Origin of the sequence: Streptomyces sp. PA03-5A, from assembly GCF_033792725.1 — a bacterium.
Classification (GTDB): domain Bacteria; phylum Actinomycetota; class Actinomycetes; order Streptomycetales; family Streptomycetaceae; genus Actinacidiphila.
Window position 1 is genome coordinate 77,110 of record NZ_JARAVL010000018.1, and the last position, 20,873, is coordinate 97,982.

The following is a 20,873-nucleotide window of genomic DNA, read 5'->3' on the forward strand; positions in this document are numbered from 1 at the left end:
CTGCGGCGTTCGACCGGCTGTTAGAGTCCGGCCTTGCCGGTTCCCGCCACCGTACGCAGGCGGCGGAGGATCCATGAGCGATCGGACCGCGAAGGACAACGATGGTCGAATTGGTACGGACCCTGGTCGAGGCACTCGTGCAAGGGCTGCCGGGACTGAGGGCGATCCGCGAGGAGAAGCGGCGCAGCAAACTCGGCGCGGAGCTGTTCATCCTCTACGTGCGGCTCAACGAGGTGATGCTGGAGGCGGAAGGCATCGTCAGGAACCTGGAGGGCTACGCGGAGCGGATGGGCCGGCACCTCGAGCACGGTGACGACGCGTACGCGCTCGGCGCGGGGGGCTGGGTCGCCCGGGGTGTGCAGAGGCAGATCGTGAACCTCGCGCGGATCTCCGGTCTGATGGGTGACCACGGTGTGGCGCTGCAGATCATCGACCCCGAGGCCTACAACCGGCTCCAGCCGCTGCTCAGCGGCAAGTTCAACGCCCTGCAGGTGCTCCTCGCCATCATGCGCTCCGGGGCCCTGCCGCTCGCCCCGACGCAGGAGGACCTCGCGAGGGCGATGGACGTCGGTCATCCCGGCAGCAGGGAGGGGCAGCGCCGGATGATGGCCAACCTGGAGGAGTTCGCGCCCCGGTGGCGTGACACCGCGCTCGCCACGTCGTCCCCATGGGGACCGTCGACGTACGAATCCGTCGTCCGGTACCTGCGGGAGCGCGAGCCGCGCGAGCAGCTGTCCGAGATCCGCGCCGCCCTGGAGTCGCTGCGGACGGCCCTCGAAAAGCACTTCACGATCTCCGACGTACTGCTGGAGGTCGGGGACGCGCGCATGGGGTATCGGAGCGGCAGCTTCGTGGAGTGACCCGCCCGGGCGGTGGACTAGGCGGGGTCGAGCGGTTCCCACGGGGGCGTGCCGCGGTAGGCGCGGCCGACCATCGTGACCCAGCGGTGGACCGCGTCCTCGTTGGGGGCGAAGGGGCCGGGGCGGTAGTGCGGGGAGGCCAGGCCGCGCTGCACCGACTCGCAGGCGGCCCAGTCCTGCCGGTTCGTGCGGTCCCAGAACTCCACGGCGTACGAGGCGTCGGCCACGCCCTGGGGTACGTACCAGGTGCAGGTGACCCGGGTGAGGTCCGGGGCTTCCGGGACGAGCAGATGGGTCATCACGTAGTCGGGGTGCAGGGAGAGCAGCAGGTTCGGGAAGAGGCCGAGGTACAGCACGCGGCGCCGGTCCGTGCCGTCGATGAAGGTCCCCCGGGACCGGCCGGTCAGGGACATCGTCTCCGCGCCGTCCCGCAGGTCCATCGCCCCACCCACCCATGCGCCGGGGAGGTCGTAGTTGTCGCCGCTGGCCGGCGGGGACACGGCGCACAGCTCGGGGTGGATCAGCGGGCAGTGGTAGCACTCGTGGTAGTTCTCGGCGATCACCTTCCAGTTCGCGCGGACCGTGTACGCGTGCCGCTCGGCTGCCTTCAGCTCCCCGGGGGCGTACGGGTCGACCAGCGGGCCCATCCCGCCGAGGTGCTCGGCGAACGGTGCCGCGCCGCCGGTCGCGTTGGCCATGACCCAGCCGTGCCACTCGACGGCGGGCAGTTCGGCCAGCCCGTGGTCCCGGCGGTCGAAGGAGGGCACGTCCTGGAAGCCGGGCGCCCTGCGCAACGCGCCGTCCAGGCCGTACGCCCAGGCGTGGTAGGGGCACGGGACGATCTCCCGGGTGCCCGTGCCGCCCTCGGGCAGGAGTTCGTGGGCCCGGTGCCGGCAGGTGTTGGCGAACGCGCGGACGGCGCCGCCGTCCCCGGAGCGTGTGAGCAGGACCGGGACGTCGCCCACGACCAGGGCGCGCTGCGTGACGGCGGTCCCGTCCGGCCCGCTGAACAGGTCGTCGGCGCGGCCGAGGCAGCACCAGGTGCCGGCGAACAGGTGCCGCCGCTCCCAGTCGAGGACGGCGGCCGAGGTGTACGCCTCGCCGGGCAGCATCGTCGAGGTTCCGAACGGCCGCAGTGCGCGGTCCAGTTCACCGGGCGGGACGGGGGCCTCGGGGAAGACGGGACGTGCCATCGCACACCTCCGGACGGGGCTACCTGGACGGGCGGGCATGGTATCCCGGCCCTGGGCGGCCGGGTCAGATCCAGGTGTTCAGCCACATCCGGGCGTGCCAGTCGTCGTACGGGATCGTCCGCCCTGTGTAGATCGGGAAGAAGTAGAGGAAGTTCCAGACGATCAGCAGGACGAGGACGCCCGCGGCCACCGCCCCGTAGGTGCGGCGGCGTTCGCCGGCGCCGGGCCGTCCGAGGAGCGCGCCGAGCGTCATGGCGAGGGCCAGGCAGAGGTAGGGGAGGAAGACGACGGCGTAGAAGGAGAAGATGGTGCGGTTCTGGTAGTGGAACCACGGGAGGTAGCCCGCGGCGACCGCGCACAGGAGGGCGCCGGCGCGCCAGTCACGGCGCAGCGCCCAGCGGTAGAGCAGGTAGACGAGGGCGAAGCAGGCCGCCCACCACAGCAGCGGCGTGCCGAGGGCGAGGATCTCCCGCGAGCAGTTGGCGGCGCCGCAGCCGTCCTGCCCCGTCTTGGGGGACTCGTAGAAGAAGGACACCGGGCGGCCCAGCACCAGCCAGCTCCACGGGTTGGACTGGTACGGGTGCGGGTCCTCCAGGCCGACGTTGAACTGGTAGACCGCGTACTCGTAGTGCCACAGGCTGCGCAGCGGCGCCGGGATCCAGGACCACGTGCCGCCGCGCCCGTCGGCCCAGTCCCGGCCGTAGCCGTCGTCGCTGAGGAACCAGCCGGTCCAGGTCACCAGGTACGTGACCAGGGCGACCGGGACGAGGGACAGGAAGGACCAGCCGAGGTCGCGGCGGAGCACCGCGCGGCGGGGGCGGCGGGCCCCGGCCAGACGGCGGGCGCCGACGTCCCAGAGCACGGTCATCAGCAGGAAGAACGCCAGGTAGTACAGGCCGTTCCACTTGACGGCGGAGGCCAGGCCCAGGAGCGCGCCGGCCGCGAGCCGCCAGGGCCGCGGGCCTGTTCCCGCGCGGGCGCCGGTGACCGCGTCGGGCCCGGCGAAGCCGTCGGGGTCCACCGGGAGGGCCGCCGCGAGCCGGGCCCGCGCGCGGTCGCGGTCGATCAGCAGGCAGCCGAACGCCGCCAGCACGAAGAACATGACGACCACGTCGAGGAGGGCGACCCGGCTCATCACGAAGTGCAGCCCGTCCACCGCCATCAGGCCGCCCGCGAGGCAGCCCAGTGCCGTCGAGCGGAACAGCCGGCGGCCGATGCGGCACAGCATCAGCACCGACAGCGTGCCGAGCACGGCCGCCATGAAACGCCAGCCGAGCGGGTTCAGGCCGAACATCCACTCGCCGAGGGCGATCACCCACTTGCCCATCGGCGGGTGCGCCATGAAGTGGCCGGTCCCGGAGAGCGGGATGACCTGGGGGTCCCCCAGGATCTGCGGGTCGGAGACCTTGCGGTCGGGCCAGGTGCCCTCGTAGCCGAGCCGGAGCAGGGACCAGGAGTCCTTGGCGTAGAACGTCTCGTCGAAGACGATGGCGCGCGGGCTGCCGAGGTCCACGAAGCGCAGCACTCCGGCGAGGACGGCGACCAGGGCGGGGCCGAGCCAGCCCATGGCCCGTGCGGCGCGGTGCGCCCGCGCCGGACCCAGGCCCAGGGCCTGCCATGTTCGGGTGCCCGGTTCGGGGAAGGGCGGGACCAGCCGCTCGCGCGTGTCGGTCCGGGGGCGTGGGCTGTGGCCGAACCGGCGCAGTCGCAGCGGCCAGTCGGCGGCGGTCGCCGCCCGGGGGCCGCCGGCGGCGTCTTCGGTGCGGTCCGGCGTAGCGGTGTCCGTCGTCACCCGGCCATCCTAGGGACGTTGTCGGATCGTCATACTGGCCCCCGTGTTCGAGGAGATCCTGGTGCCGGTCTCGGACGACCCGGCGGTGGAGTTGTTCGTTGCCCGGGCGGGCCGTCCGCCCGGGCCGCCGCTGCTGGTGGTGCACGGCGGACCCGACTGGGACCACACCTATCTGCGCCGGCCCCTGGACCGGCTCGCCGGGCACCGCCGGATCGTCCTCCCGGACCTGCGCGGCTGCGGGCGCTCCACGCGCGGGCTCGCCGACGGCCACTACACGCCGGACGCGGCCACCGCCGACCTCGTGCGGCTGCTGGACGCCCTGGGGATCGGGCGGACGGACGTCCTCGGCTTCTCGTACGGAGGGCTGATCGCGCAGCGCCTCGCCCTGGCCGCGCCCGGGCGTGTACGACGCCTGGTGATCGCGTCGAGCAGTGTCCTGCCGGTGCCGCCGGACGCCTTCGACGGCTGGCCGGAGCGCGAGGAGCGGCTGGCGGCGGAGGCCGCGGTGTGGTCCGACCGCTCGTTGTCCGGAGCGGCCCTCACACGTGCGGCCGCCGTGGCCTCCGCACGGGCGAACGTGTGGCGGGAGGAGGCCCTGCCGGGTTACCTCGACGTCCTGCGCGGCGTCCGCTTCACCGGGGAGTGGCTGCGCCCCTGGCAGGCCGGGACGCTGCCGGGGCCGCGCCGCCCCGGCGACCCCGGGCGGCTCGCGGCGCTCGGCGTGCCCGTGCTGCTGCTGCACGGGCGGCAGGACATGACCTTCCCGGCCGGCCTGGTCGCACCCACGCTGCGGCTCCTCCCGTCCGCGCGGGCCGCGGTGATCGAGGAGGCGGGGCACATGGCCCACGTCGACCAGCCGGACGCCTGGCTGGAGGCCCTGGAGGACTTCCTCTCGCAGGGCTGACCACGGCCGTGCCCGCGGAGCGACCCGGCTCAGACGACCGGCGCCCGGTGCAGGGCCGGCGGAAGGCGATCTCGGACGCGGTCACCGGCAGCAGCCACAGCAGACGGGCGTGGCCGTCCGGCAGCCGGCACACCTCCAGATCGGGGCCGTACAGATACGGGAGGCTGACCAGGATGTGGTCGCAGGCCGAACCGGGGACCCAGGGCTCGCCGACCGGAAGGCTGTGGCCCACGTCGAGCGGATGCGGCCGGGGACCGCGGTGGTGGTGGGCGGTCATGGCGACCAGGTCGGCGAAGCGGGGGTCGCGGACCGGGGCGGTCAGCACGAACTCCAGGCGGTGGCCGTCGCGGTCGGCCCGTGACCCGCGACCGGCCGTGACGTAGGTCCAGTAGCCGCCGCGGGGGCCCGGGCCCACCTCCAGGACGCGCAGCCCGGGGACCGTGCCGCGCCGTCCGTCGCCCAGGTCGTGGTCGGCCGTGCCCACCGGGTGGCCCGCGAAGAACCTCCGCACGTGCCGGTCGAGCGCCTCCTGCGTCGGCTCCGCCCCGCTCGTCGTCATGGCGGGGACCATGTCAGGTGCCCGGCGCCCGACCCCGCCCCACCCCGTGGGGCGCGAGGGGCCCCGCCGTACGCCACGGCGCGCACCGGTGCGCGCCGTGTGGCGCGGGCTCCGGGACGTGCGCACCGGTGCCCGGCCACGGCGGTGGGGCGGAAGTGACACCGCTGACGGGTGGAGCCGCCGTGGTCGCCCTCCGGGGTCCGCCGACGCGCGCCAATGCCGCCGCCTCGCGCGTCCGTTGCGGTAACGACGGGTGACGGGAGGCCGAAGCGCACCCGCCGGGCGCCCGCACGTCTAGGCTGGTGCTGCGCGCTCACGCGCCCCCGGACACCGCTGCATTGGAGATCCCGCCATGGCCGCTGACCGCCTCGACCTGCCGCCGGTGAGGCTGCTGCCCGAGGAGGAGCTGGCGCGGCTCGCACTCGCCGTACCGCTCCTCGACCGCGCGGTACGGCTGGCGCGCTGGTGCGCGCCGCACGTGACCGTGGACGCGATGGGGGAGCTGACCGCCGAGGACGTCCCGCGCGCGGTCCGCGAGCTGGGTCTGGAGGAGCAGCCGGACGGCCCGGCAGAGACGACCCAGGCCTGGGGCGTGGCCGTGGACGCGGGCCTCGTCGACCTGGACATCGCGGACACCGCGGACGAGGACGAGGAGGGCGGCGCCCCGAGCGTGGCCCTGGACGAGCCCGCGGGGCGCGCCGTGCCCGGCGAGGCGCTGACGCGGCTGGACACGGGCGAGCCCCGCGAGGTGCTGGAGCTGTGGCTCGCCGCACTGGACACGGCGCTGGCCGAGGCCGCGACCCCCGACCTGGACGGCCTGCTGGAGGAACTGGGCCCGGACGGGGAGGTCGACCTGAGCACCCTGGACTGGGACCCGGAGGAGGAGGCCGAGTTCCTCGACGGCGCGCTCGCCAACCTGTACCTCTTCACCGTCATGGAGGACTCCGGCGGCGACGCCAAGGACGCCGTGCCGCTGCCGGTCCTGGCCGCCTCCCTCGTCGTCCCCGAGGACGTGGAGGAGCCGAGCGACGCCCTGCTGGAGGACGTCACCGAGGTGATGATGCGCCTCGACGAGCACTTCCGGCTGCTCACGACCACCGGGCTGCTGGAGTACCAGCCGCTGGACGAGGCGCTGATCGAGGAGGCCGAGTCCGAGGACGCCGGTCCCGCCGAGGGGACGGTGGCCTTCCCGCAGGAGATCGGGCCCGATGAGGTCTCCCGGTACGGCCTGGTGCGGCTGACCCCGCTCGGCGCGTACGGCGTGCGGTCCCGGATGGTCGAGGCCGGCCTGCACGCCCCGGTCGCCGGTGACCTGGCCGGGGAGCCCGCCGCCGCCCTCCTGGAGGCGCTGTTCCGGTACCCGGACCAGATCGCCCGCCGGGAGGCCGACGCGTGGCTCGGCAACCGCAAGCCGTACGACGCGGCCCGTGAGCTGCTGGAGGCGGCGCGCGGCGAGGACCGCAACGCACCCGGCCGCCGGCTGGTCGCCCAGCAGACCCTGAGCCTGCTCGGCGACGAGGCCGAGCCGGCCCTGCGCGAGGTCCTGCCCGACCGCCAGCTCGGCGGACTGGCCCGGGTCTGGCTGACCGAACGCGAGGCGGCGGACGTCCCCGCGCCCGACGAGGACATGATCTTCTGGCTCACGGTCGACACCATCGCCGCCCAGCTCGACGCCGACGACGACCCCGAGTTGCTGCGCGAGCTGGTCACCGACCTTGTCGCCCGGCATGACGGGTTCTTCACCGCGGCCTGGCGGGTGGACCACCCGGCGACCGCCGACGTCCTGGAGGCCATGGGCCGCATCCACCCCGACAAGCGGCTGGCCAAGGAGGCGCGCAAGGCCGCGTTCAAGGCCCGTTCGGCGGGACCCACGGCGCCCTGAGCCGCCTGCCGCGGCGCGGAACGGGGCGCGGAGGAGGCCCGAACGCCTCAGGGAATGGGCGTCGGAATGTCCCGCTCAGTTCAACTCCCGTTCGCCACGGGGCGGGAGCGTGACTGCGGCAGAGCAGTGACCTCGTGGCCCCAGGAGACAACGATGCCGCTCACCCGTAGAGACTTCGCCAAGCGCACGGCGATCACCGGCGCCGGAGTCGCGCTGGCCGGAACCGTCGACGTCCTCGCGACCGCACCGGGTGCCCTCGCCGCCGAGGCCCCGGCGACCGCCGCGGAGGCCGGGGCGTCCCGGCACCACGGCCAGCTGGGTTACGGCGAGCTGATCAAGGACCCCAAGGGCATTCTGGCCCTGCCCAAGGGCTTCTCGTACCGCGTCATCACCCGGACCGGCGTCACCAAGCTGGAGTCCGGCGAGTCGACCCCCTCCAACCACGACGGCACCGCTACCTTCGAGGGCCTGCGCGGCGCCACGCTGCTCGCCAACAACCACGAGCTGGCCGGCGCCCGCGCCGACTGGCCGCACCCGGTCCCGCTGACCGAGGGCCTGGTCTACGACTCCGGCGCGGCCGGCGGCGTGACCATCGTCGAGGTCGCCCAGCACGGCGGCCACGTCGTGGAGTGGGTCGGCGTGGCCGGCACGGTCACCAACTGCGCGGGCGGCCGCACCCCCTGGGGCACCTGGCTGACCTGCGAGGAGACCGAGGACAAGGCCGGCAAGAACGGCTTCCTGAAGGACCACGGCTACGTCTTCGAGGTCGACCCGTACGACCGCAAGGCCAACCGCGACCCCAAGCCGATCAAGGCCCTGGGCCGCTACGCGCACGAGGCGGTCGTCGTCGACCCCAAGCGCGGCCACCTCTTCCTCACCGAGGACGCCTCCAACCCCAACGGCCTGTTCTTCCGCTGGACCCCGCCGGCCGGCTTCCACCACGGCCGCGGCAAGCTGCGCGCCCTCAAGGCCGACGCGGGTGTGCTGCAGGCCTTCAAGTGCTTCGACTCCGGCGGCAGGTTCGTCGACGACCTGTCCCGTGCCACGAAGATCGGCACGGTCTACGGCGTGGACTGGGTGGACGTCCCGGACCGGGACGCCGCCACCACCTCCGTCCGCAAGCAGTTCGCGGCCGGCGAGGTCACCCGGGCCCGCAAGCTGGAGGGCATGTGGTGGGGCGACGGCGGCGTGTACGTCGTCTCCTCCTACGCCCGCGAGGAGAGCCCGGGCGCGGCCCACGACGGTGCCGTGTGGTTCTACGACCCCAAGCGCCGCACCCTGACCCTCAAGGTCCTCCTGGGCGTCAACCCCGACCCGTCGGTCGACGGCGCCTTCGACGGCCCGGACAACATCACCGTCTCGCCCTACGGCGGCCTGGTCATCGCCGAGGACGGCGAGGGCCAGCAGCACCTGTTCGGCGCGCTCGGCGACGGCCGCACCTACCCGATCGCCCGCAACGAGCTGAACATCGGCACCGCGCAGGAGCCGGAGTACAGCGAGTTCACCGGTGTGACCTTCTCGCCCGACGGCAGGACGCTGTTCGCCAACATCCAGGTGCCGGGCATCATGCTGGCCATCACCGGACCGTGGCGCCGCCAGGGCCACGGCGGCGCCTGCTGAGCTCCGACCGCACCACCCGCGCCCGGTGGTCCGTGCCCCGCACGGACCACCGGGCGCACCCGCGTCGCTCAGAGCGCCTGCGCGGCGGGCTTGACCATGCCCTTCACGGTGCGGGAGTCGACGAAGTCGCCCAGCGCCGTCATCTCCCACTCGCCGGAGAACTGGCGGACGAACTTGGCCATCATCACGCCCGTGCGGGGCTCGGCGCCGGTGAGGTCGAAGCGCACCAGCTCCTCGCCCGTCGTGCCGTCCAGCAGGCGGCAGTAGGCCTTGGCCACCTGGTTGAACTTCTGGCCGGAGAAGGAGTTCACCGTGAAGACCAGTCCGGTGACCTCGGGCGGCAGCCCGCCGAGGTGGACGGTGATGACCTCGTCGTCGCCCGCGCCCTCGCCGGTGAGGTTGTCACCGGAGTGCTGGATCGCCCCGCCCAGGATGGTGAGCCGGCCGAAGTAGCAGGACTCGATGTGGTTGCGCTGCGGCCCGTACGCGATGACCGAGGCGTCCAGGTCGATGTCCTTGCCGCGGTAGGCGGGCTCCCAGCCGAGGCCCATGCGGACCGAGGTCATCAGCGGCTTGCCGCCCTTGACCAGGGAGACCGTCTGATTCTTCTGGAGGTTGACCCGGCCCTTGTCCAGGTTGATCTTGCCGGTGCCGACCGGTGGGGCGGGGGGTGCCGGGGGCACGGGCGGCGCCGGGGGCGCGGGGGGAGGCGTCATGGCGGCGGCCGGGGGCGCGGGCGGCGGGGGAGCCACGGGCGGCGCCTGGGGCGGTGTCTGCGGCGCGGCGGCCGCGGGCTCGTCGACGGACACGCCGAAGTCGGTCGCGATGCCCGCCAGCCCGTTGGCGTACCCCTGGCCGACCGCGCGGGCCTTCCACGCGCCGGAGCGGCGGTAGATCTCGACCACCACGAGGGCGGTCTCGGTGCTCAGGGCGGGCGGGGTGAAGGTCGCCAGGACGGCGCCGCTGTCGGCGTCCCGCACCGTCGCCGTCGGCTCGGTGCCGGCGAAGGTCGCCCCGGGCGCGTCGGGGCTCGCCGTCACGACGATCTTCTCGATGCCGGCGGGCACGGCCACCGTGTCCACCGTGATCGCGTCGGGGGAGGTGCCGCCGCCGGACCGGTAGGTCACACCCGGCCCCGCGGGCTGGTTGTAGAACACGAAGTCGTCGTCGGAGCGCACCTTGCCGTCGGCGGCGATCAGGAGGCCCGACACATCAAGCCGCACGGGCGCGGATACCTCCACTGCCACGCGTGCCGCGGAGAGCGGGATGTTCGAGCCGGGTGTCATTGCGGTCATGTTCCGCTTAACGATCGTTCCGGGTTTACGGTTCCATTACCGAACGGGGTTTTCACGTGTCACGCATCGTGGTCATCAGCGGCGGCGGTACGGGGATCGGCCTGGCCGTCGCGGAGGCGTTCGTCCGCGACGGGGACCAGGTCGTGCTGGTCGGACGGCGCAAGGACGTCCTGGACGGGGCGGTCGCCCGGCTGGGTTCCGGATCGGCCCTGGCGGTCCCGGCGGACCTGACCGACGAGGCGGGGACGGCCGGGGTCCGCGAGCTCGTGGCGGAGCGCTTCGGGCGGGTGGACGTCCTGGTCAACAACGCGGGCGGGAACGTCGCGCTCGGCGGCGGGGAGCCGTCGCTCACCGAACTGTGGACGGGCAACTTCCGGTCCAACGTGCTGACCGCCGTGCTCCTCACCGAGGCGCTGCGCGACCTGCTGGCAGACGGCGGCCGGGTGCTGCTGCTCAGCTCCATCGCCGCGGTGCGCGGCGGCGGGTCCGGCTCGTACGGCGCCGCCAAGGCCGCCCTGCACCCGTACGCCTACGACCTGGCGGCGGACCTGGGCGGGCGCGGGATCACGGTCAACGTCATCGCGCCCGGCTTCATCGACGACACCGAGTTCTTCGGCGGGCGCATGACGCAGGAGCGGCGCGCGTTCCTCGTCGGCCAGACCCTCACCGGCCGGGTCGGCGTCCCCGAGGACGTCGCCTCGCTCGCCCACTGGCTCGCCTCCCCTGGTGCCGCCCACATCACCGCGCAGATCCACCAGGTGAACGGCGGCGCGGAACGCGGCCGCTGAGGGCCGCCGCGTCAGTGGGGCCAGAGGGGCGGATGCGTGGTGAAGTGGCCGCCGAGGTGCGCGTGGTCCGGGTTGTCCGGGTCGAGTTCGCCCTGTTCGGCGATGAGCTTGGCCGCGAAGGGCTCGGAGTCGTCCTGCGGCTCGTAGCCCAGCGCCCGCGCGGAGGACAGGTCCCACCACAGCCGGGTGTTGGCGGAGCTGCCGTGGACCACGGTGTGCCCGACGCCCTCGGCGGTGAGGGCGGCGTGCAGCAGCCGGGCGCCGTCCTCGGGGCTCATCCAGACCGACAGCATGCGCACCGAGGTCGGCTCCCGGAAGCAGGAGCCGATGCGGATGGAGACGGTCTCCAGGCCGTGCAGGTCCCAGTAGAGCTGGGCGAGGTCCTCGCCGAAGCACTTGGACACGCCGTAGAAGGTGTCGGGGCGGCGCGGGGTGTCGACCGGGATGAGAGGGTCGTCCCCGACCGGGCGCGGGGTGAAGCCCACGGCGTGGTTGCTGGAGGCGAAGACGATCCGCGGCACGCCCTCCTCGCGGGCGGCCTCGTAGAGGTGGTAGGTGCCCTCGATGTTGGCGCGCAGGATCTTCTCGAAGGGGGCTTCCAGGGAGATGCCCGCGAGGTGGATGATCGCGTCGACCCCGCGTACGGCCTCGCGCAGGGCGGCGCGGTCCGCCAGGTCCGCGGTGATCGCGTCGGGCGCGCCCTCGACGGGCCGCACGTCGAGCAGGCGCAGCCGGTAGCCGTAGGCCGGCAGCAGCTCGCGCATCAGGGCGCCCAGGCCGCCTGCGGCGCCGGTGAGCAGGACGGTGCGGGGAGCGGGCATGCGCAGGTCTCCTCGATCGGACGTCCACGTTCGTGGATGTCATTCATATGCATGGACACGCTAAAGAGAGCTTGTCGAAGCGTCAAGACTCCACCACCTGCGGCTGTCTTTCTTGACCCCTCCTTATGTGCTGCCTTAGCGTAAACGCGTTCATGAATATAGACATCGATCAGATGAGCGCACAGACGCCAGTCTTCAGGGAGAACCCGATGACCGATGCCGCCTCACTCTCCGCGCGCCTCGACGGCCTGCTGTTCTTCCCCGTGACGCCCTTCGGCCCGGACGGCGCCGTTGACCTGGAGGTCTTCCGCGCGCACGTGCGCCGCGGGATCGAGGCCGGAGCCGGGGCGGTCTTCGCGTGCTGCGGCACCGGCGAGTTCCACGCGCTGACGCCCGAGGAGTTCCGCGCCTGCGTGGCCGCGGCCGTCGAGGAGTCCGCGGGCCGGGTCCCCGTCGTCGCCGGCGCCGGCTACGGCACCGCCCTGGCCCTGCAGTTCGCTCGCCTCGCCGAGGAGGCGGGCGCCGACGGATTGCTCGCCATGCCGCCCTACCTCGTCGTCGCCGACCAGGCCGGACTGCTGCGGCACTACGCGGCGCTCGCCGCGGGCACCTCGCTCGACGTCATCGTCTACCAGCGCGACAACGCCGTCCTCACCCCCGCGACCGTCGCCGAACTCGCCCGCATCCCGCGCATCATCGGCCTCAAGGACGGCGTCGGCGACCTCGACCTGATGCAGCGCATCATCAGCGCCGTCCGCAGCACGGTCCCCGACCGCGACTTCCGCTACTTCAACGGCCTCCCCACCGCCGAACTCACCGGCCTCGCCTACCGCGGCATCGGCGTCACCCTCTACTCCTCCGCCGTCTTCTGCTTCGCGCCCGAGATCGCCCTCGCCTTCCACCGCGCCCTGACCGGCGGCGACGACACCACCGTGAACGCCCTCCTCGACGGCTTCTACCGGCCGCTGGTGGAACTGCGCCAGCAGGGCCGCGGCTACGCCGTCTCCCTGGTCAAGGCCGGCGTCCGGCTGCGCGGGCTGGACGTCGGCGAGGTGCGCCCGCCGCTGTCCGAGCCCGCGCCCGCGCACATCAAGGAACTGGCCGAACTCATCGACCGCGGACTCGCCCTGCTCGGCGAGGACTGACGTACGGTGACCCGCGTCAACCCCCACCCCCAGGAGCCGCGTTGAGAGCCTCCACCTTCGTCTACCCGTGGGACGTCGTCGGCGACCCGGAGGCGGCGGACCGCATCGCCGGCCTCGGCGTGCAGCAGGTCACCCTCGCCTCCGCGTACCACTCCACGCGGGCGCTGACCCCACGCCATCCCGGGCACCGCGTCGTCACCGCCCGCCACGCCGCCGTGCTCTACCCGCCGGACGAGCGGCGCTGGGCGGGGCGCGCCCTGCGGCCGTACACCCAGGACTGGGCGGGCGCCGAGGACGCCTACGGCGAGGCCGCCCGGGCCCTGCGGGCGGCCGGACTGGCCGTGCACTCCTGGGTCGTGCTCGCCCACAACTCCCGTCTCGGGGACGAACACCCCCGGGTGAGCGTGCGCAACGCCTACGGCGACCCCTACCCGTGGGCGCCGTGCATCGCCCAGCCGGAGGTGCGCGAGTACCTCGTCACGCTGGCGGCGGAGGCCGCGGTGCGGCCGGGGACCGGGACGGAGGGTACGGAACTGGAGTCCTGCGGCTGGTACGGCCTCGCCCACCTGCACGCCCACGACAAGACGGGCGGCGTGCCGCTGCCCGGGGCCGCGCAGTACCTGATGTCCCTGTGCTTCTGCCCCACGTGCGCGGCGGGGTACGCCGCGCTGGGCGCGGACCCGGACGAACTGCGCGCGGCCGTGCGCGACGCCCTGGCGCCGGTGTGGGCGGGGGAGTGGACCCCGGGGCCCGACGAGTGGGCCGACGTCGAGAAGCTGCTCGGGGCGGACCTCGCGGGGCTGACGATGGCGTGGCGGGGCCCCGTCGCGCGGGAGTTGCAGCGGGCGGCGGTGGAGGCTGTACGGGGTGCGGCGGCACGGGCCGGGGCCGCACCGGGGTTCCAGGTGCTGCTGCACGCGGATCCGCACGCCCACCGCTGCGGGGCCAACGTGGGCGTCGACCCGGCGTACGTCCTGGACCATGCGGACGGGCTCGTGCTGCCCGGGGCCGACCTGGTGGCGGCCTGCGTGCCGCACGCACGGGCGGGCACCGTGCTGGCCGCCAACTTCCCCGTGGTCGCGGGAATGGGGGGCAGCCCCGGCACGCTGACCGCGGACGCCTCCCGGGCGGCTGCGGCCGGGGCGACGGAGCTGCGGCTCTACCACGCGGGGCTCGCGTCCGCGGGGGACCTGGCGGGGGTGCGGGCGTTCTTGGCGGGGGTGGGGTGAGGCTTGCGCCTCGGGTGCGGGTGGGTTGTTGTGTGCGGGTTGGTTGCGCCTGCGGCGGGCATCCCCCCCCGCCCGCCCTCCCCCAGCCTTCGGCCGGGGGGACCCCCATCCGGCGCGGTCAGTGACCGCCTCGCTGCGTACGTATGGGGTCGGTGCCGCGCCGGGGTACGCCCCCAGCCTTCGGCCGGGGGCGTACCCCGCCACACCCCCTCCTGCCGGTGTGGGCGACTGACGGCCGGAGGGTGGTAATGACGGGGGTGCCCTTCCGCCGACATAAGCGCACCGGTATACCGGCGGGGTGGTCGAAAAGGTGAGGGCCGTCCTTCTGGACTGGGTGGGAACGCTCATCGTCCCCAAGTGGGGTCCTGACCATGCCGGTCCGAAGGGTGGGGCGTGGATCGAGGGCGCGTTGAGGCGTCTCGCCCGGGACGCCTCGCCGTCGGAGGTGCGGCGGCTCAGCGCTGGTCTCGACGCGGCGATCAGGCAACCTGAAGTGGCACGGGCCATGAACGGCGCGGACGTGTCCGTGGAGTCGTACCGGGCCGGGTTCAGGCACTGGGCCTCGGCCGCGGGCATCGACGAGACGCTGGTGGACGCCCTGTATGCCGAACTGGCGCAACCGGACGTCGATCTCTTCGCGGTGGACGTGGGGCCGACACTTGCGACGCTCAAGGCCGCCGGGGTGCGGGTTGCCGTGGTCAGCGACGTCCACTTCGACATCCGCCCGTGGTTCGAGAAGGCGCGCCTCGACGGTTACGTCGACCGGTTCGTGCTGTCCTTCGAGCATGGTGTGTGCAAGCCCGATCCCGCCATCTTCCGACTGGCGTTGGACGAGCTCGCGGTGGGTCCGGGCGAGGCGCTGATGGTCGGGGACCGTTGCGCCTATGACGGTGCGGCGGTCGAGGCGGGCATCGCGACCCTGCTGGTCCCCCCTCTCGCCGAGGCCACCGACGAACGCCTGCACCTCGTGCTCGCATCCTGCGGACTGCCCTGGAACGTGCGCCCCTGACACCCCCACCGGCCGTCAGTCGCCCACACAGCGGGAGGGGGTGTGGCGGGGTGCGCCCATGGGGGTCCCCCCGGCCGAAGGCTGGGGGAGACGAGCGGCGGACCCGGCGCCGAATACTGCAGGGGTAAACCGCGAGCCCTGTGGGGGTCCCCCCGGCCGAAGGCTGGGGGAGGGAGGGCGGGCGGGGGATGCCCGCCGCAGGCGCAAACAACCCGCACACGACAACAACCGCACCGCACACAAAGTGCGTCGGGCCCATTGACGAACCCCGCCCCCCGCCCTACTTTCATCGCGTCGTACTTCGTACGTCATATATGAGACGCCCTACGTGAGATCCGAAAGAGCCCCCATGGACCTGCTCGCCGGCACCGCGCCGACGCCGATTCCGTCCCGTACCCAGGTCGTGCTGGAAACGATCAAGCACGGGATACTGACCGGGCAGCTGAAGCCCGGTCAGGCACTCGTGGAGGCCGAGCTGGCCGCGCAGTTCGGGGTGTCGAAGACGCCCGTGCGGGAGGCGCTCAAGACGCTCGCCGGCACCGGGCTGGTCGTGATGAGCCAGTACAAGGGCGTGACCGTGCGGGCCGTGGACGCGGAGATGGCGCGTCAGGTGTACGACGTGCGCCTGCTGCTGGAGCCGGAGGCGCTGCGCCGTACCGTCACGCACCGCGCCCCGCTGGACGCCGCGCGGGACGCGCTGTCGCGGGCCGACGAGGCGGGGGACCGGGCCGACCGGTCGCTCGCCAACCGGGAGTTCCACCGGGCGCTGTACACGCCGTGCGGCAACCCCCTGCTGGCCCGGATGCTCGACGACGTGCGGGACCAGGCGGCCCTGGTCTCGGCGGTGGTCTGGCAGGAGACCCCGTCGTGGGAGCAGGAGGCCCGCGAGCACCGGGAGATCCTGGCGCGTGCCCTCGACGGGGACGCGCACGGCGCGGCGCGGCTGCTCCACGACCACATCGCGAGCTTCGTGGCCCGGGCGTTCCCCGAGGGCCCGGACGGCGGCGAAGGAACGGCCCGCTGAGCCGCGGGCGCGCGGGGTGAGGGGACGGCCCTCCGCGCGCCCGCTCCCCCCATGCCGCCCCCACGGCATCCCGTAGCGACCCGAGCTGAAGGGCAACCGCATGTCATTCGCAGAGCAGTCGTCGGCGCTCGCCGATGTCGTGGCGATCCCGGTGACCCCGTTCGGCGCGGACGGGGGCGTGGAGCCCACCGCGTACCGGGCGTTGCTGCGCAGACTGCTCGACAGCGGGGTGCGGACGGTCACGCCGAACGGCAACACCGGGGAGTTCTACGCCCTCGACCCGGCCGAGCGGCGGCTGGTCGTCGAGCTGACGATGGCCGAGGCGGACCCGGACACCCAGGTCGTGGTGGGCGTCGGCCACGACGTGCCGACCGCCGTGGCCGCCGCGCGGCACGCACGCGACGCCGGGGCGCAGATGGTGATGGTGCACCAGCCGATCCACCCGTACGTGTCGCCGGAGGGCTGGGTGGACTACCACCGCGCCGTCGCGGAGGCCGTCCCGGAGACCGGGGTCGTCCCGTACGTCCGCAACGCGGCGCTGGACGGGGGGCTGATCGCGCGCCTCGGCGAGCTGTGCCCGAACGTCGTCGGGGTGAAGTACGCGGTGCCGGACGCCGCCCGCTTCGCGGCGGTGGCCCGGGACGCGGGGCTGGACCGCTTCACCTGGGTCGCCGGCCTCGCCGAGCTGTACGCCCCCGCGTACTGGGCGGTCGGCGCGAGGGGCTTCACCTCGGGCCTGGTCAACGTCGCGCCCCGGGTGTCCCTGGAGATGCTGCGCGCGCTGCGCGACGGCGACTACGCGGCGGCGATGAAGGTGTGGGAGCAGATCAGGGAGTTCGAGGACCTGCGGGCCGAACAGCAGTCCGCCAACAACGTGTCGGTGGTCAAGGAGGCGCTGGCGGTGCTGGGACTGTGCCGCCGCGACGTGCGCCCGCCCAGCCGCCTGCTGACCGGGGGCCGGCGCGAGCGGGTGGCCGCGCTGCTCGCCGGCTGGGACGTGTGAGCCGGGACGGGACGGAGGGCCGCCATGAAGAAGCCGGAAGAGCTCCGCAGCCACCAGTGGTACGGGACGGACGGCCTGCGCTCGTTCAGCCACCGGGCCCGTACCCGGCAGCTGGGCTACCTGCCCGAGGAGCACCTGGGCAAGCCGGTGATCGCGGTCGTCAACACCTGGAGCGACATCAACCCCTGCCACGTCCACCTGCGCGAGCGGGCCCAGGCGGTCAAGCGCGGGGTGTGGCAGGCGGGCGGCTTCCCCCTGGAGTTCCCCGTCGCGACGCTGTCGGAGACGTACCAGAAGCCGACGCCGATGCTCTACCGCAACCTGCTCGCGATGGAGACCGAGGAGTTGCTGCGCTCCTACCCGGTGGACGGGGCGGTCCTGCTGGGCGGTTGCGACAAGTCCACCCCGGCGCTGCTGATGGGGGCCGCGAGCGCCGACCTGCCGGCGGTGTTCGTGCCGGCCGGACCCATGCTGCCCGGGCACTGGCGCTCCGAGGTGCTCGGCTCCGGCACCGACATGTGGAAGTACTGGGACGACAAGCGGGCCGGCCTCATCGGTGACTGCGAGATGGCCGAGCTGGAGAGCGGGCTGGCCCGTTCGCCCGGCCACTGCATGACCATGGGCACCGCCTCCACGCTGACCGCGGCGGCGGAGGCGCTGGGGATGACGGTGCCGGGCGCGTCGTCGATCCCCGCCGTCGACTCCGGGCACGACCGCATGGCGGCCGCCTCCGGGATGCGGATCGTCGACCTCGTGCGGGAGGACCTGCGGCCGTCGGCGATCCTGACCCGCGAGGCGTACGAGGACGCGGTGGCCACGGTGCTCGCCCTCGGCGGTTCTACCAACGCCGTGATCCACCTGATCGCGATGGCCGGGCGCAGCGGTGTCCCGCTGACGCTGGACGACTTCGACCGCATCGCCCGCACGGTGCCGGTCCTGGCGAACCTCCGGCCGGGAGGCCGCCACCTGATGGAGGACTTCCACTTCGCCGGCGGCCTCCCGGGGTTCCTGACCCGGCTGCGGGACGCCGGTGTCCTGCACCTCGACCGGCCGACCGTCGCGCACGCCACGCTCCGCGAACAGCTCGCCGGTGCCCTCGTCCACGACGAGGACGTGATCCGCCCGCTGGACAGGCCGCTCGCGGCCGAGGGCGGCGTCGCCGTCCTGCGCGGCAACCTGTGCCCGGACGGCGCGGTCATCAAGCACATCGCCGCCGAGCCGCACCTGCTCAAGCACACCGGCCCGGCCGTGGTGTTCGACGACTACCGGACCCTGCAGCGCACCATCGACGACCCGGCGCTCGGCATCACCGAGGACAGCGTGCTCGTGCTGCGCGGCTCCGGTCCGCTCGGCGGCCCGGGCATGCCCGAGTACGGGATGCTGCCGCTGCCCGGCCACCTCCTGAAGAAGGGGGTGCGGGACATGGTGCGGATCTCCGACGCCCGGATGAGCGGCACGAGTTACGGCGCGTGCGTGCTGCACGTGGCGCCCGAGTCGCACGTGGGCGGGCCGCTCGCCCTCGTCCGCACTGGCGATCCGATCACCCTGGACGTCCAGGCGCGCACCCTGCGCCTGGAGGTCGACGACGCGGAACTGGAACGCCGGCGCGCGCAGTGGCAGGCGCCGCCGCCCCGCTACGGACGCGGCTACGGCGCGCTGTACCAGGACCAGATCACCCAGGCCGACACCGGCTGCGACTTCCGCTTCCTGACCCGGCCCGGAGAAGTGCCGGAGCCCTACGCGGGCTGACGCCCCGCCGCGCACCACGCCGTACCGCCCGTACCGCCACCGCGCCCGTACCGCCACCGCGCCCGTGGCGGCCCCGCACCACTAGGCAAGCGCTTTCCCCGCACCCGTACGAAGGAGTACCGGTCATGGCCACAGCCGTGGCGAAACCACCCCGGCCCTCGCGGCGCCGGCCGTCCGGCGCGGCCCGGCGCACCCCGTACCTCCTGATCGCCCCCGCCGTCCTGCTGATGCTGGGCTTCATCGCCTACCCGATGGTCAGCGTCCTCTACTACAGCCTGCAGGACCACAACGTCACCAAGCCCTGGCGGAACGGCTTCGCCGGCTTCGGCAACTTCCAGCGGATCCTCTTCGACGACCCGCTGTTCTGGCAGAGCCTGCTCTTCAGCCTCAAGTGGGTCGCCGCGGAGGTGGGGCTGCAGCTCGCCCTCGGGCTGGCGCTCGCCCTGGTCGTCAACCAGACCTTCGTCGGCCGCGGACTGGCGCGCGCCCTGGTCTTCTCGCCGTGGGCCGTCTCCGGCGTGCTGACCACCACGATCTGGATGCTGCTGTACAACCCCGCCACGGGCATCAGCCGCTACCTGGCGGACGCCGGCATCGGCGAGTACGGCACCTCGGTGCTCTCCGACCCCGACACCGTCTTCCCGGCCGCCGTCCTGGCCGAACTGTGGCGCGGGGTCCCGTTCTTCGCCATCCTCATCCTGGCCGACCTGCAGTCCATCCCGAACGAGCTGTACGAGGCGGCCTCGGTCGACGGCGCGGGCCGCTTCCGGCGGTTCTTCCACATCACGCTGCCCCACCTGCGGGACGCCATCGTGCTGTCCACGCTGCTGCGCGGGGTGTGGGAGTTCAACAACGTCGACCTGCTCTACACGCTCACCGGAGGCGGTCCCGCCGGTTCGACGACCACGCTGCCGCTGTACGTGGCCAACACCGGCATCGACGGCCACGACTTCGGCTACGCGTCCGCGCTCACCACCGTCGCCTTCGTGATCCTCCTGTTCTGCTCCATCGTCTACCTGCGTCTGAGCAAGTTCGGGGGCGACCGCACATGACGACCACCGTGCCGGAGAGGAACGGCCTCCCCCTGCCGCGCGTGGCGCCCGCCGCGCGCCCCGACGACGACGACGGCGGCGGTGCCGGGCGGCGCCGCGGGCGCCGGGGGCTCGGCGCGGGTGCGCCCCGCTGGCAGATCTACCTGCCGCTCGGCCTGTACCTGCTGTTCACGCTCGTCCCCTTCTACTGGATGCTGCTGTTCGCGCTGCGCCCCTCGGGGTCCACCTCGCTGGTGCCGTGGCCGGCCACCACCGCGCACTTCTCGAAGGTGTGGAACGACCTCGGTTTCGCGGTGTTCTTCAAGAACAGCCTGCTCATCGGCGTGGCCACGCTCGTGATGACCACCGTGATCGCCCTGCTCGGCGGTTACGCGCTGGCCCGTTTCGACTTCCGCGCCAAGCGCGCCTTCCTGCTCGCCCTGCTGTGCTCGCAGTTCATCCCGGGCGCGCTCATGCTGGTGCCGCTCTTCCAGATCTTCAGCGAACTGCGCATGATCGACTCCCTGTGGAGCGTCATCGTCGCCGAGACGGTCTTCCAGCTGCCGCTGTCGATCATCCTCATCAGCGGCTTCATCAGGAACGTCCCGGTGTCGCTGGAGGAGGCCGCCTGGGTCGACGGCTGCGGCCGGATCCGGGCCTTCTGCGCGGTGGTGCTGCCGCTGCTGCGGCCGGGGCTGGTCGCGGTGGGCTCCTTCGCCTTCGTGCACAGCTGGAACCACTTCCTCTTCTCGCTGATGTTCCTCAGCACGCAGGAGAAGTACACGATCCCCGTCGGCCTCAGCTACACCATCGGCTCCGGCGAGAGCGTCGAGCTCGGAACGCTCGCCGCGGGCGGCGTCGTGGCCGCGGTGCCCGTCGTCATCGTCTTCGCCTTCATCCAGAAGTGGCTGGTCACCGGCTTCAGCGCGGGTGCGGTGAAGGGCTGACGCCCGTCCCGCCACCCGCCCC

General features: G+C 73.3%; 17 protein-coding genes and 1 pseudogene. 13 read left to right on the forward strand and 5 right to left on the reverse strand.

Going from position 1 to position 20,873, the window contains the following annotated elements:
• The first annotated feature begins 101 nt into the window (after positions 1–101).
• Positions 102–860, forward strand: a complete 759-nt coding sequence (locus tag PV410_RS22995; protein WP_500327271.1) for a hypothetical protein — start codon at positions 102–104, stop codon at positions 858–860.
• A 17-nt stretch (positions 861–877) separates the two neighbouring features.
• Here the strand turns inward: PV410_RS22995 and PV410_RS23000 are convergent, their stop codons facing one another.
• A complete protein-coding gene (locus tag PV410_RS23000) occupies positions 878–2,053 on the reverse strand; it encodes an aromatic ring-hydroxylating oxygenase subunit alpha (RefSeq protein ID WP_500327272.1) in 1,176 nt (391 codons plus the stop codon).
• Positions 2,054–2,117: 64 nt separating this feature from the next.
• Entirely contained in the window at positions 2,118–3,845 is a 1,728-nt protein-coding gene (locus tag PV410_RS23005; RefSeq protein ID WP_500327273.1) for a dolichyl-phosphate-mannose--protein mannosyltransferase, read from the reverse strand.
• Between the two features lie 43 nt (positions 3,846–3,888).
• On the opposite strand from PV410_RS23005, the gene PV410_RS23010 reads away from it, so the two are divergent.
• A complete protein-coding gene (locus tag PV410_RS23010) occupies positions 3,889–4,749 on the forward strand; it encodes an alpha/beta fold hydrolase (protein WP_500327274.1) in 861 nt (286 codons plus the stop codon).
• Positions 4,750–4,864: 115 nt separating this feature from the next.
• On the opposite strand, the pseudogene PV410_RS23015 reads toward PV410_RS23010, so the two are convergent.
• Positions 4,865–5,320: pseudogene (locus PV410_RS23015) on the reverse strand (suppressor of fused domain protein); the annotation flags it as partial.
• 340 nt (positions 5,321–5,660) lie between these two features.
• Here PV410_RS23015 and PV410_RS23020 point away from each other — a divergent pair.
• A complete protein-coding gene (locus PV410_RS23020) occupies positions 5,661–7,190 on the forward strand; it encodes a hypothetical protein (RefSeq protein ID WP_500327275.1) in 1,530 nt (509 codons plus the stop codon).
• Positions 7,191–7,343: 153 nt separating this feature from the next.
• Positions 7,344–8,810 (forward strand): alkaline phosphatase PhoX, encoded by a 1,467-nt coding sequence (locus PV410_RS23025; protein WP_500327277.1) that lies wholly within the window; start codon positions 7,344–7,346, stop codon positions 8,808–8,810.
• A 68-nt stretch (positions 8,811–8,878) separates the two neighbouring features.
• On the opposite strand, the gene PV410_RS23030 is transcribed toward PV410_RS23025, so the two are convergent.
• The gene (locus PV410_RS23030; RefSeq protein ID WP_500327421.1) at positions 8,879–10,096 is read right to left on the reverse strand and encodes a TerD family protein; all 1,218 of its coding nucleotides are present in this window, start codon (positions 10,094–10,096) and stop codon (positions 8,879–8,881) included.
• 65 nt (positions 10,097–10,161) lie between these two features.
• On the opposite strand from PV410_RS23030, the gene PV410_RS23035 reads away from it, so the two are divergent.
• Positions 10,162–10,893, forward strand: coding sequence for an SDR family NAD(P)-dependent oxidoreductase (locus PV410_RS23035; protein ID WP_500327279.1), 732 nt, complete (start codon positions 10,162–10,164; stop codon positions 10,891–10,893).
• Positions 10,894–10,904: 11 nt separating this feature from the next.
• Here the strand turns inward: PV410_RS23035 and PV410_RS23040 are convergent, their stop codons facing one another.
• On the reverse strand, positions 10,905–11,714 hold the full coding sequence (locus PV410_RS23040; RefSeq protein WP_500327281.1) for an NAD-dependent epimerase/dehydratase family protein: 810 nt from the start codon (positions 11,712–11,714) through the stop codon (positions 10,905–10,907).
• 209 nt (positions 11,715–11,923) lie between these two features.
• On the opposite strand from PV410_RS23040, the gene PV410_RS23045 reads away from it, so the two are divergent.
• From PV410_RS23045 to PV410_RS23080, 8 genes are all read left to right on the forward strand, one after another.
• Entirely contained in the window at positions 11,924–12,859 is a 936-nt protein-coding gene (locus tag PV410_RS23045) for a 5-dehydro-4-deoxyglucarate dehydratase (protein WP_500327282.1), read from the forward strand.
• A gap of 41 nt (positions 12,860–12,900) precedes the next feature.
• A complete protein-coding gene (locus PV410_RS23050) occupies positions 12,901–14,088 on the forward strand; it encodes a hypothetical protein (RefSeq protein ID WP_500327284.1) in 1,188 nt (395 codons plus the stop codon).
• A 298-nt stretch (positions 14,089–14,386) separates the two neighbouring features.
• On the forward strand, positions 14,387–15,097 hold the full coding sequence (locus PV410_RS23055) for an HAD family hydrolase (protein ID WP_500327285.1): 711 nt from the start codon (positions 14,387–14,389) through the stop codon (positions 15,095–15,097).
• A 349-nt stretch (positions 15,098–15,446) separates the two neighbouring features.
• The gene (locus PV410_RS23060) at positions 15,447–16,121 is read left to right on the forward strand and encodes a GntR family transcriptional regulator (protein WP_500327286.1); all 675 of its coding nucleotides are present in this window, start codon (positions 15,447–15,449) and stop codon (positions 16,119–16,121) included.
• Between the two features lie 100 nt (positions 16,122–16,221).
• Entirely contained in the window at positions 16,222–17,124 is a 903-nt protein-coding gene (locus tag PV410_RS23065) for a dihydrodipicolinate synthase family protein (protein ID WP_500327287.1), read from the forward strand.
• Between the two features lie 24 nt (positions 17,125–17,148).
• Positions 17,149–18,873: an L-arabinonate dehydratase gene (araD, locus tag PV410_RS23070; protein WP_500327288.1), complete on the forward strand. Its 1,725-nt coding sequence runs from the start codon at positions 17,149–17,151 to the stop codon at positions 18,871–18,873.
• A 125-nt stretch (positions 18,874–18,998) separates the two neighbouring features.
• On the forward strand, positions 18,999–19,925 hold the full coding sequence (locus tag PV410_RS23075; protein ID WP_500327289.1) for a carbohydrate ABC transporter permease: 927 nt from the start codon (positions 18,999–19,001) through the stop codon (positions 19,923–19,925).
• Positions 19,922–20,851 (forward strand): carbohydrate ABC transporter permease, encoded by a 930-nt coding sequence (locus PV410_RS23080; RefSeq protein WP_500327291.1) that lies wholly within the window; start codon positions 19,922–19,924, stop codon positions 20,849–20,851. The genes PV410_RS23075 and PV410_RS23080 overlap by 4 nt, the downstream gene beginning before the upstream one ends.
• Positions 20,852–20,873: the final 22 nt, after the last annotated feature.

Coding starts and splice junctions, on each gene's coding strand:
- PV410_RS22995 (WP_500327271.1), top strand. CDS start 102: ATGGTCGAATTGGTACGGACCCTGGTCGAGGCACTCGTGCAAGGGCTG.
- PV410_RS23000 (WP_500327272.1), bottom strand. CDS start 2,053: ATGGCACGTCCCGTCTTCCCCGAGGCCCCCGTCCCGCCCGGTGAACTG.
- PV410_RS23020 (WP_500327275.1), top strand. CDS start 5,661: ATGGCCGCTGACCGCCTCGACCTGCCGCCGGTGAGGCTGCTGCCCGAG.
- PV410_RS23025 (WP_500327277.1), top strand. CDS start 7,344: ATGCCGCTCACCCGTAGAGACTTCGCCAAGCGCACGGCGATCACCGGC.
- PV410_RS23030 (WP_500327421.1), bottom strand. CDS start 10,096: ATGACACCCGGCTCGAACATCCCGCTCTCCGCGGCACGCGTGGCAGTG.
- PV410_RS23040 (WP_500327281.1), bottom strand. CDS start 11,714: ATGCCCGCTCCCCGCACCGTCCTGCTCACCGGCGCCGCAGGCGGCCTG.
- PV410_RS23045 (WP_500327282.1), top strand. CDS start 11,924: ATGACCGATGCCGCCTCACTCTCCGCGCGCCTCGACGGCCTGCTGTTC.
- PV410_RS23060 (WP_500327286.1), top strand. CDS start 15,447: ATGGACCTGCTCGCCGGCACCGCGCCGACGCCGATTCCGTCCCGTACC.
- PV410_RS23065 (WP_500327287.1), top strand. CDS start 16,222: ATGTCATTCGCAGAGCAGTCGTCGGCGCTCGCCGATGTCGTGGCGATC.
- araD (WP_500327288.1), top strand. CDS start 17,149: ATGAAGAAGCCGGAAGAGCTCCGCAGCCACCAGTGGTACGGGACGGAC.
- PV410_RS23075 (WP_500327289.1), top strand. CDS start 18,999: ATGGCCACAGCCGTGGCGAAACCACCCCGGCCCTCGCGGCGCCGGCCG.
- PV410_RS23080 (WP_500327291.1), top strand. CDS start 19,922: ATGACGACCACCGTGCCGGAGAGGAACGGCCTCCCCCTGCCGCGCGTG.